At 70.3% G+C, this 10,887-nt stretch carries 9 protein-coding genes; 4 read left to right on the forward strand and 5 right to left on the reverse strand.

Translation table 11 applies throughout. From position 1 onward, the window contains the following. Positions 1-1,106 (reverse strand): NAD(P)/FAD-dependent oxidoreductase (locus IJH84_RS11255; protein WP_295143692.1); only part of this gene is annotated, 1,106 nt, incomplete at its 3' end. 150 nt (positions 1,107-1,256) lie between these two features. Beyond that, a complete protein-coding gene (locus IJH84_RS11260; RefSeq protein WP_200070233.1) occupies positions 1,257-2,009 on the reverse strand; it encodes a class I SAM-dependent methyltransferase in 753 nt (250 codons plus the stop codon). A 317-nt stretch (positions 2,010-2,326) separates the two neighbouring features. On the opposite strand from IJH84_RS11260, the gene IJH84_RS11265 reads away from it, so the two are divergent. After that, positions 2,327-3,103, forward strand: coding sequence for a class I SAM-dependent methyltransferase (locus IJH84_RS11265; RefSeq protein WP_295143695.1), 777 nt, complete (start codon positions 2,327-2,329; stop codon positions 3,101-3,103). 247 nt (positions 3,104-3,350) lie between these two features. Here the strand turns inward: IJH84_RS11265 and IJH84_RS11270 are convergent, their stop codons facing one another. Beyond that, entirely contained in the window at positions 3,351-4,052 is a 702-nt protein-coding gene (locus IJH84_RS11270) for an IclR family transcriptional regulator (RefSeq protein ID WP_295143698.1), read from the reverse strand. Positions 4,053-4,170: 118 nt separating this feature from the next. Here IJH84_RS11270 and leuC point away from each other — a divergent pair, with 118 nt between their 5' ends. The 3 genes from leuC (at position 4,171) to IJH84_RS11285 (ending at position 7,304) form a co-directional block, all read left to right on the forward strand. Continuing rightward, on the forward strand, positions 4,171-5,574 hold the full coding sequence (gene leuC, locus IJH84_RS11275; RefSeq protein WP_295143702.1) for a 3-isopropylmalate dehydratase large subunit: 1,404 nt from the start codon (positions 4,171-4,173) through the stop codon (positions 5,572-5,574). A 27-nt stretch (positions 5,575-5,601) separates the two neighbouring features. Further along, positions 5,602-6,204, forward strand: a complete 603-nt coding sequence (leuD, locus tag IJH84_RS11280; protein ID WP_295143705.1) for a 3-isopropylmalate dehydratase small subunit — start codon at positions 5,602-5,604, stop codon at positions 6,202-6,204. A 230-nt stretch (positions 6,205-6,434) separates the two neighbouring features. Beyond that, on the forward strand, positions 6,435-7,304 hold the full coding sequence (locus IJH84_RS11285) for an HU family DNA-binding protein (protein WP_295143709.1): 870 nt from the start codon (positions 6,435-6,437) through the stop codon (positions 7,302-7,304). Between the two features lie 447 nt (positions 7,305-7,751). Here the strand turns inward: IJH84_RS11285 and IJH84_RS11290 are convergent, their stop codons facing one another. Together IJH84_RS11290 and IJH84_RS11295 are read right to left on the reverse strand one after the other, a co-directional pair. Next, positions 7,752-8,723, reverse strand: a complete 972-nt coding sequence (locus tag IJH84_RS11290; protein WP_295143711.1) for an NUDIX hydrolase — start codon at positions 8,721-8,723, stop codon at positions 7,752-7,754. Then, the gene (locus IJH84_RS11295) at positions 8,720-10,801 is read right to left on the reverse strand and encodes an RNA degradosome polyphosphate kinase (protein ID WP_295143714.1); all 2,082 of its coding nucleotides are present in this window, start codon (positions 10,799-10,801) and stop codon (positions 8,720-8,722) included. The genes IJH84_RS11290 and IJH84_RS11295 overlap by 4 nt, the downstream gene beginning before the upstream one ends. Positions 10,802-10,887 lie beyond the last annotated feature (86 nt).

A 10,887-nucleotide genomic window follows, 5' to 3' on the forward strand; every position in this document is an offset into this window, starting at 1 on the left:
ACACGCCGCCATCCTCTGCCGGCGTCCTCGGCGATCGCGTAGGAGCCCAGCAGCACGGCGCCCAACGCCGGGTCGCCGTCCTGCGGCAGGTAGTACGTCTGGCGCAGCCGCCCGCCGGTCGCGGACGCGCCGCCCGAGATCGCGGCGCGTTTCCAGAAGGGCTCCCGGCAGTGCAGTGCGATCTTCGTGGCCGCCGCGTACTCGACGCTGCGGATCACCTCCCGCTTGTCGTCGTCCAAGCCCGCCAGCTGCAGCTCGCGCAGCACCGAGAACGGCAGCGTGCACACCGCGACCGGATATCTCGAGAGCACGTCGACGCCCCGGTGCCGCAGCCCGACGAGCACCTGGTCGCCGCGGACGTGCAAGCTCACGACCTCCCGGTCCAGCAGGACCGGGCCGCGGAGCCGGGCGGCCAGCCGGTCGGTGATCCGGCCCATCCCGCCCGCCAGGTACCGCAGCCGGGTTCCGGTCTCCAGCAGCAGGTCGTCGATGAACCCGGCCAGCCGGACGCCGCACGCCTCGCGCAGTTGCGGATGGGTGTCGAAGGCGCCGACCAGGTCGAACCGGTCGGCCGGCCCGTGCACGTACGACGACAGGTCGACGCGGTCGGCTGCGCGCAGCATCGGGGTGATCTCCGCGGCCAGGCCCGTGCGCAGCGCACGCGGGCCCACCGCCCGGGCGAGCGCGGCCAGCCAGGCGCAGAACAGCACGGTGTCCCGCCGAAAGGAATCCACCGGGACCGCGCACCGCAGGTCCTCGACCACCGGCCCGGCCGCGTCCCGCACCCGGACGAAGCCGCGGCCGGTCGCCAGGTAGTTGTTCGGGTCGCTCAGGATCGTGCGGAACGGGCGCAGCGCGGGCGTGAGGCCGAGTTCGTCCACGTAGCGCATGGTCAGCGCGTGACCGGTCGGAATGCGCATCGCGCCCAAATCCGCGTAAGGGGCGTTGTCGGCGGAGCCGAACCGGTGGGTGAACACGCGTCCGCCGATGCGGCCGCTGCCCTCCAGCACGATGACCGAATGCCCCAGCCTTTCCAATTCGTGCGCCGCCACCAGTCCCGCGATCCCGGCGCCGAGAATCGCCACGGCGGGCGGTTCCGCCGCCACGTGAGATCTTCCCCCGGCTGTTCGCACAAAACGGATTATGTCGCAGTTCGCCGGTTCGCCCATCCATGATCACCCGGAAGGGCGATCGGCAGCGGAAACATTTCGCCGCGTTTTTTCAAATCGCGGGGAAAGCGCAAAAGCGCCGCGTCCTCAGCGGCGCACCGCGCTCACGAACCAGGCAGGCGCGGAAATCCTTCCCCGGTCGTCGACCGCCGCCCTGCCCGGGTCGATGCCGACCCCTTTCCGCGCGAACAGGGCGATGTCCGCCTCGGTGAGCGCGTCCCGGATCAGCGCGGTGGAAATCTGCGCGGTGCGCACTTCCAGAACTTCCCAGCGAGCGTCCAAGGTGGCCCGGATGCTCTGCTCGCCGACGCCCATCGGATGCCGCACGGCCGCGTCCTCGCCCGCCACCGCCCAGCACAGCAGGTGCAGTCGCGCGCCCGGTTCGGTGACCTCGTGCAAGGCGGCGGCGTATCGGTGCTGCTGCTGCGCACCGAGGCAGTGGTACAACGCGCTGTCCACGACGGTGCCGAAGCGGCGCCCGCTGAGCTCGCCGAGCCGAGTGGCGTCCGCCTGCACGAACTCGACCTGGGCGGCGCATTCGCGGGCCCGCGCGCGGGCGCGGTCCAGAGCTGTCGGCGAGCAGTCGAACGCGGTCACCCGGTAGCCACGACCGGCCAGGAAGATCGCGTTCTCGCCGAGCCCGCAGCCGGCGTCGAGGACATCGCCGGAGAACGCGGTCCGGTCGGCCAGCTCCACCAGGGCGGGCTGCGGTTCGCCGATGTCCCAGGGGGCCACCGGGAAGGTCAGATCGGTTCCCGCCAGAAAGCGCTGCCCCTGGTAGCAGGCTTCGAAATCGACGTTCTCCTTGACGAATTCGGGCGCGCCGGACTGTTCTGCCACGATGACCTCCTCGTCCGAACCGGCCTCCGTGCCGCACGCCGGTTTCGGCGCGATCTTCCTCCTGGGGGTTCGGGTTCGCAATAGGCGCGGCGTCCGGAACATTTCGGCTGGATTTTTCATGTCGCGATCAAAATTTCGGCAGGGCTGGTTTTCTCGCGCCACCATCGAGCGGTATCGCGGGCAACCGCGACCACCAGGCGAAATCGCGGACTACTTTGGTGCTCGCCAGATATGTGCGACCCGCGAGCCGGTGCCCGGGCTGTGCAATGCAGCCACACCTGCCGGTCGTGCGGCAGGGCCGAAGAAGGGGCGAGGCGATGGCCGAATCCACCGGAACGAATGAACCCGGCGCTTGGGAGTCCTATTGGCAGCTGGCCGGGACCAGCCCGGACCTGCCGGTGCCGTGGCACTTCGGCACCGCCGAGGACATGGCCCCCTACCTGCCGATGCTGCTCGCGGGGTTCGACTCCCGGCTGCCGCTGGTCGACGCCGGTTGCGGGAACGGCGGGTTGACCGAGCACTTCGCCGAGCACTTCGAGACCGTGCTCGGCACCGACGTCGCCGCCGCGGCGCTGGAGAAGGCGCACACCGGGAACGGGAACACCTGGATCGGGCGCACCAGGATCGGGCGCACGGGGAACGGGCACACCGGGGTCCGCTACGAACAGCTCGACAGCACCGACTTGGCCGCGGTCCGGGCGCTGCACGAGCGCATCGGCGACGCGAACGTGCACCTGCGCGGCGTGCTGCACGCGATGGCAGCGGAGCAGTGGCCGAACGCGTTGGCCGGCCTCGCCGTGCTGACCGGGCAGCGCGGGCGGGTCTTCGACGTCGAGCTCTCCGAACGCTTCACCGAGTCCCTCGCCGAGTTGGCGGAGTGCTTCGGCGAGTGGCCCGAAGCGATCCGGGAGGCGGCGACGACGGGCCTGTGGCCCGCCGAGCTCCCCGCTCAAGGGCTCACCGGGCTGTACCGGCGGCACGGGTGGCTGGTGCTGGAGACCGGGGAACTGGCGCTGTCCTCCCGCATCCGGTTGCCCGACGGAACCTTCCTGCACTTGCCCTTCGAGTACGCGCTCGTGCGCCGGCACGCCTGAACCATCCGGCCGCTCGGCCCAGAGCGGTCCGTCCGGTCCGATGTGCCGTCCGCACGGCGTCGCTGCGCCGGGTCAGCGGTTCGCCGCTCACTTCGTCGGCAGCGGCGGGAAGGACCGAGCGACATCTCCCGTTGCGCGGAAGGCCGACGGCGCCCGGAAATCCGCCAGCGCAGCGAAGGTCGACGGGCCCCGAGAGTCGATGAGCCCCGAAAGCCGACGGCCCCGAAGACGGATGGGCCCCGAAGGATCAGATGCGGTTCTGCAAGGCATCCGCGGCCGCCAACAGGTCGGCGGCCCAGCGGGCGCCCGGTCGGCGGCCCATGCGGTCGATCGGGCCGGAAACGCTGATGGCCGCCACCACCGTGCCCTGCGAATCGCGGACCGGGGCCGAGACGCTGGCCACACCCGACTCGCGTTCGGCGACGCTTTGCGCCCAGCCGCGGCGGCGGACCTCCAGCAGCGTGCGCTCGCCGAAGACGGCCTCGGCCAGCACCGCTCGCTGGGTGGCCGGAACGGCGCACGCCGCAAGGACTGTCGCGCCCGAGCCCGCCATCATCGACACCGTCGAGCCGACCGGGACCGTGTCCCGCAGCCCGCTCGGCGGTTCCGCCGAAGCGATGCACAGCCGCTGCAAACCGTCCCTGCGGTAGAGCTGGACGCTTTCCCCGGTGACTTCCCGCAGTTTGGGCAGCACCGTGGACGACGCCTCCAGCAGCGGATCCACCGCGCCACCGGCCAATTCCGCCAGCGACGCACCCGGGCGCCACCGGCCGTCCGAGCCGCGGCGCAGCATCCGGTGCACCTCCAGGCCGACCGCCAACCGGTGCGCGGTCGCCCGCGGCAGACCCGTGCGGCTGCACAACTCCGTGAGGCCGCAAGGTTCTTCGGCCACGGCCTGCAACACGGCCACTGCCTTGTCCAACACTCCGATGCCGCTATGCTGTCCCACGTACCGATACTAACTTCTCGTCATCTGAGAAGTCCACTTCTTGGGACAGTGCCGCTGCGCAGGGTCTGCTTGCCCGCTGGGCAGCGGTGCGACCACCACCTTTCGATCGGGAGGAGCGATGGGCAACACGCTCGCGGAGAAGGTCTGGGACGGCCACATCGTGCGCCGAGGCGAGGGCTACGAGCCCGACCTGCTCTACATCGACCTCCACCTCGTGCACGAAGTCACCAGCCCCCAGGCGTTCGAGGGGCTGCGGCTGGCGGACCGGCCGGTCCGGCGACCCGACCTGACGATCGCGACCGAAGACCACAACGTGCCCACCACCGGCACCGAGCTGCCGATCGCCGATCCGGTCTCGCGCACGCAGGTGGACACCTTGCGGCGCAACTGCGAGGAATTCGGCGTCCGCCTGCACCCCATGGGCGACGCCGAGCAGGGCATCGTGCACGTGGTGGGGCCGCAGCTCGGGCTCACCCAGCCCGGCACGACGGTGGTGTGCGGCGACAGCCACACCTCCACGCACGGCGCGTTCGGCGCGCTGGCGTTCGGCATCGGCACCTCCGAGGTGGAGCACGTGCTGGCCACCCAGACGCTGCCGCTGCGCCCGTTCAAGACCATGGCGATCAACGTCGAAGGCACGCTGCGGCCCGGTGTCACGAGCAAGGACATCATCCTCGCGGTCATCGCCAAGATCGGCACCGGCGGCGGGCAGGGCTACGTCCTGGAGTACCGCGGCGAAGCCATCCGCCAGCTGTCCATGGAAGCCCGCATGACGATCTGCAACATGTCCATCGAAGCGGGCGCGCGGGCCGGGATGATCGCGCCGGACGAGACGACCTTCGAGTACCTGCGGGGCCGTCCGCACGCGCCGCAGGGCGCCGACTGGGACGCGGCCGTGGCGTACTGGAAGACGCTGCGCACCGACGAAGATGCCGAGTTCGACGCGGAAGTCACCCTGGACGCCGACGAACTCACGCCGTTCGTCACGTGGGGCACCAACCCGGGCCAAGGGCTGCCGCTGGGCGAGCGGATTCCGGATCCCGAGGCCATCGCCGAGGATTCCGAGCGCTACGCGGTCGAAAAGGCGTTGGCCTACATGGGCCTGCAGGGCGGCACTCCGCTGCGTGAGGTCGTCGTGGACACCGTCTTCCTCGGTTCCTGCACCAACGGCCGCATCGAGGACTTGCGGGCCGCAGCGGCCATCCTGGACGGGCGCAAGGTGTCCTCGGACGTGCGGATGATGGTGGTGCCCGGCTCGATGAAGGTCCGGCAGCAGGCCGAATCCGAAGGGCTCAACGAGGTCTTCACCGCCGCGGGGGCGGAATGGCGCTCGGCGGGCTGCTCGATGTGCCTCGGCATGAACCCCGACCAGCTGGCCCCCGGCGAGCGCAGTGCCTCCACGTCCAACCGCAACTTCGAGGGCAGGCAGGGCAAAGGCGGCCGCACCCACTTGGTCTCGCCGCTGGTCGCCGCGGCGACCGCGGTGCGCGGCACGCTGTCCTCCCCGGAAGACCTCGACTGACCGCCCGCGCAACAGGAGGAACCAACGATGGAACCGTTCACCACGCACACCGGTGTCGGCGTCCCGCTGCGCCGGTCCAACGTGGACACCGACCAGATCATCCCCGCCGTGTACCTCAAGCGGGTCGCGCGCACCGGGTTCGAGGACGCGCTGTTCGCCGCATGGCGCGGCGACGAGACCTTCGTGCTCAACAACGAGGTGTTCCGCAACGGCAGCGTTCTGGTCGCAGGCCCCGACTTCGGCACCGGATCGTCCCGCGAGCACGCGGTGTGGGCGTTGAAGGACTACGGCTTCCGGGTGGTCATCTCTTCCCGGTTCGCGGACATCTTCCGCGGCAACGCGGGCAAACAGGGCCTGCTGGCCGCCGAATGCGAGCAGTCCGATGTGGAACTGCTGTGGAAGCTGCTGGAGAACGAGCCGGGCACCGAAGTCACCGTGGACCTGCAAGAGCGCACGGTGCAGGCGAAAGACCTCACCGTCGGGTTCTCGCTCGACGACTACACCCGCTGGCGGCTGCTGGAAGGTCTCGACGACATCGGCCTGACGATGCGCCACGCCGAGACGATCGACACGTACGAGCAGCACCGCCCGGCGTTCAAACCGGCCACACTGCCCGCTCGCGAAGGCTGATCGGGAACCCGCCGGAGAACGCATTTCTCCCTGCTGTGCGGGAAAAACAATGTTTCCCGGCGGTCGCCGGGACGGCGTCGCGAAGCGCGGCGAGCAACGCCCAGGACAGCCGAAAGTCCCACGCCCCAACGAAAAAATGAGGCGTGGCGAATGGCATTCGGCTGTTCTGGGCTTTACCGTGGGCTTTGAGTCGGCCCGACGGGGCCGTTGTTGTCCTGGGAGGGACTGAAGTGAACAAGGCCCAACTCATCGAGGCACTGGCCGAACGCCTCGGCGACAAGAAGACCGCCAGCCAGGCGGTGGAAGGCGTCGTGGACCTCATCGTCCGCAACGTCAACAAGGGCGAGAAGGTCAACATCACCGGATTCGGCGTCTTCGAGAAGCGCGCCCGTGCCGCGCGCACCGCGCGCAACCCGCGCACCGGTGAGGCCGTGAAGGTCAAGAAGACCAACGTTCCGGCGTTCCGCGCAGGCACCCAGTTCAAGGAAGTCGTCGGCGGCAGCCGCAAACTGCCCCGCGCCACCGCGACGAAGTCCGCCGGAACCCGCAGCACCGCCACCAAGACCGCGGGCACCGGCCGCAGCACGGCCAAGTCCACCGGTACGGCGGCCAAGTCCACCGGCACCGCTGCCAAGTCCACCGGCACCGCCGGCAAGGCCACCGCGACCAAGACCGCGGGCTCGCGCAGCACCGCCGCCAAGTCGGCGACCACCACCAAGGCGGCGCCGAAGAAGGCCGCCACCACCCGGTCCAGCGCCAAGACCGGCGCCACGACCAAGGCGACCACGAGCAAGGCGGCGACCACCGGCAAGTCGACCGGCAAGTCGACGGCGAGCAAGGCCGCGACGACCGGCAAGGCTGCGAGCACGAGCAAGGCGACCACGACCAAGGCGACCACGACCAAGGCGACCGCGAGCAAGGCGGCGCCGAAGAGCACCACCGGCAAGGCGAGCACTGCCAAGGCGAGCACCGGCAGCAAGTCCACCGGCACCAAGTCCGCGGCGAAGTCCACCAAATCGACCGCTTCGGCGGCGAAGACCTCGGCCGCGAAGACCTCCACCGCCAAGACGAGCACGGCGCGCAAGACCACCAAGAAGTGAACGCTCGCCACCTGAGCGAGCCGAACTTCCCAGGTGGGCCAGAGTGGTCACGTGCACTGCACGGCGTCATCCGCCTGCACCGCACGGGAGTGATCCGCGTGCACCGCACGGGAATCCTTCGCGTGCACCGCACGGGAGTCTTTCGCGTGCACCGCACGGGAGTCTTTCGCGTGCACCGCACGGCACCACTCGCAGCCGCGCGCGGCTGCGGAGGCGGAACCGGTCAGCGGCAGCGGAAACGGTGCCGCCGAAGTTGGTCCACGCGCTCCGCGTTGTTCATCCGATGATCCCGGCGCGATCCGATCGCGCCGGGATCATCGCCGTTTTCCACCGGGTTCGCGCGGCATCGGCGACGCGATGCGCCGCGGCCTGCTCCGAAGAGCCGCCGGGAACCCGGAAAAAGCCCGAGCCGCCGCTACCGGACCGCTGCGCAAAGCATTTCCCCGCTCAACCCCTCGGGTCGGGGAGGTAATCCGCGGCCACCAGCCGCAGCAGCGGCCCGGAACCGTTGCCGGAATTCGCATCCGGGCAGAACCGCAACGTCCACACGCTGCCTTTGCTGCTGAGCACCTCGTCCGGGCGCAGGCCCGCGGATTCGGTCAACCGCCCGACCAGATCCGGGATGACACCGCCCTGGCTGCACACCACCGAAGTGCCGGAACCGCCCGCGATGCGCAGCAGCCTGCGCACCGCCGCGGCGGGATCGGCCTGGTACTGCTCTTCGGTCAGCAGCGGCTCCTCGGCGACGGCGATGCCGAGGTCGTCGGCCACCGGCTGCACCGTCTGCGTGCAGCGCACCCGCGGCGCCGAGTAGACCCGCTGCGGGCCGAACAGCGGCAGCAAGGTGTGCAAGGCGTCCCGCTGGCGCAGCCCGGCCGCGGACAGCGGGCGCTGCGTGTCGTCGCCGGTGAATTCCGAACGCTTGCCCGCTTTGGCGTGCCGGACCAGCAGCAGCGTCCGCGATTCCAGCGGCAGCGCGTCGAAGGCGTCCAGCACGTGCCCGTCGTGCGGGTAGGTCAGCAGTTCCCGTGCGGCCGCGGTGCTCAGCCAGCGCAGCTCGTCGACTTCCTCGTTCACCGCGAACAGGCCCTGCCCGGCGCGGGCGGCGAAGTAGTCCACCCGCTTGCCGGTGTACCCGCCCGGAGCGGGTACCGAATAGCGGATCTGCGCGAGTTCGCCGGAGAGCACGCAACCGAACCCGGTTTCCTCCAGCACTTCCCGCGCGGCCGCGTGCGCGGGCGTCTCGCCGGGATCCAGCTTGCCCTTCGGCAGCGTCCAGTCGTCGTAGCGCGGGCGGTGCACCAGCGCGATCCGCGGAGTCCCGTCGTCGTCCGGGCGCCACAGCACCGCACCGGCGGCGCGGACCGTCACCGAATCGCTCGCGCTGGTCGCGTGCTCCGGTTCTTCCTGCGTCGTCATGAAACCTGTGCCCCGTGCCTGCGCAACATCTCGGTCTGGTGGTCGCGGACCTGCGCCCCGCTGCGCGGCGAAGCCTCCCAGTCCCCCTTGGAATTGAGCACCCAGCAGCGCGTCTGCGGGTGCAGCGCCGAATCCAGCAGCTCGTCGAGCTGCTCGGTCAGCTTCGGGTCCACCACGCGCACCTGCGCCTCGATCCGGCGGTCCAGGTTGCGGTGCATCATGTCCGCGCTGCCGATCCAGCGCTCGTCGATGCCCGCGAAGTGGAACACCCGGGAATGCTCCAGGAAACGGCCCAGGATGGAGCGGACCTCGATGTTCTCGCTCAGGCCGGGAACCCCTGCCTGCAGCGCGCAGATGCCGCGCACCACGATCCGGATCGGCACGCCCGCCAGCGAAGCGCGGTAGAGCGTGTCGATGATCTGCTCGTCGACCAGCGAATTGACCTTCATCCGGATGCCGCAGGGCAATCCGGCGCGGGCGCGTTCGGCCTCGGCCTCGATGCGTTCCACGATCCCGGAGCGGATGCCCTGCGGGGACACCAGGACGCGGCGGTAGGTGCCGTGCCGGGCGTAGCCGGTGAGCACGTTGAACAGGTCCGTCAGGTCCGCGCCGACCGCCGGCTCCGCGGTCAGCAGCCCCAGGTCCTCGTAGGTGCGCGCGGTCTTCGGGTTGTAGTTGCCGGTGCCCAGGTGGCAGTAGCGGCGGATCGTCGAACCTTCCTGCCGCACCACCAGCGCGGTCTTGCAGTGCGTTTTCAGCCCGACCAGGCCGTAGACCACGTGCACCCCGGAACGTTCCAGGGTGCGCGCCCACTGGATGTTGGCCTGCTCGTCGAAGCGGGCCTTGAGCTCCACCAGCGCGACCACCTGCTTGCCCGCCTCGGCCGCGTCGATCAGCGCGTTCACGATCGGCGAGTCGCCGGAGGTGCGGTAGAGCGTCTGCTTGATCGCCAGCACGTGCGGATCCGCGGCGGACTGCTCGATGAACCGCTGCACCGACGTGGAGAACGCGTCGTAGGGGTGGTGCAGCAGCACGTCGCCGTCGCGCAGCGTCGCGAAGATGCTCCGCGGCGTCTGGCCCTCGGCGAAGGCGGGGTGCGTGGCGGGCACCACCGGCGCGTTCTTCAGATCCGGGCGTTGCAGCTTCTCCAGCTGGAACAGGCAGGACAGGTCGAGCAGGCCGCGCACCTCGACCACGTCGTGCTCGTCGACCTCCAGCTCCCGCAGCAGCAGCTCCAGCATGGTCTCGCTCATGGTGTCGGCGATCTCCAGCCGCACCGGCGGGCCGAACCGGCGCCGCGCGAGTTCCCGCTCCATGGCCTGCAGCAGGTCCTCGTCGCGGTCCTCCTCGACCTCCAGATCAGCGTTGCGGGTGACCCGGAAGATGTGGTGCTCGCTGACTTCCATGCCGGGGAACAGCTTGTCCAGGTGCGCGGCGATGAGCTCTTCCAGCGGCAGGAACGTCGCCTGCTCGTCCTCCCGGTCGGCTTCCACCCGGATCAGCCGCGGCACGTTGTCCGGCACCTTCACCCGGGCGAAGCGGCGCAGGCCCTCCTCCGGGTCGGTGACCATCACCGCGAGGTTCAGCGACAGCCCGGAGATGTACGGGAACGGGTGCGCCGGGTCGACCGCCAGCGGGGTCAGCACCGGGAAGATGTGGTCCTCGAAGTAGCGGCCCAGCGTGCGCTGGTGGCCCTCGTCGAGCCGCGCCCAGCTCATGATGCTGATGCCGGACGCCTCCAGCTCCGGCAGCAGCTCGTCGGTGAACACCCGGCCCAGCTTCTCGGTCAGGTCCTGGTTGCGGGCCGCGATGCGGGCCAGCTGCTCGTGCGGGGTGAGCCCGTCGGCGCTGCGCACCGACAGCCCGGTCTCCTCGCGGCGCTTCAGCCCCGCGACCCGGACCATGTAGAACTCGTCCAGGTTGGACGCGAAGATCGCCAGGAACTTGGCGCGCTCCAGCACCGGCTGCGAGTGGTCCTCGGCCACGGCGAGCACTCGCGCGTTGAAGTCCAGCCAGGACAGTTCGCGGTTCAGGTAGCGGTCGTCGGGCAGGTCCGTGCTGGCCGCGGCGCGGGTCACTGCCGGGGGCGCTTCGGGAACCCGGGCGCCGGCACCGTCCGGCGGGGTGTCGCCGTTGCGCCGCGGTTTGGCGGGCTCGCTGCTGT

This window comes from Saccharopolyspora sp. (genome assembly GCF_017434145.1).
GTDB lineage: Bacteria > Actinomycetota > Actinomycetes > Mycobacteriales > Pseudonocardiaceae > Saccharopolyspora_C > Saccharopolyspora_C galaxeae.

Coding starts and splice junctions, on each gene's coding strand:
- leuD (WP_295143705.1), top strand. CDS start 5,602: ATGGAACCGTTCACCACGCACACCGGTGTCGGCGTCCCGCTGCGCCGG.
- leuC (WP_295143702.1), top strand. CDS start 4,171: ATGGGCAACACGCTCGCGGAGAAGGTCTGGGACGGCCACATCGTGCGC.
- IJH84_RS11265 (WP_295143695.1), top strand. CDS start 2,327: ATGGCCGAATCCACCGGAACGAATGAACCCGGCGCTTGGGAGTCCTAT.
- IJH84_RS11290 (WP_295143711.1), bottom strand. CDS start 8,723: ATGACGACGCAGGAAGAACCGGAGCACGCGACCAGCGCGAGCGATTCG.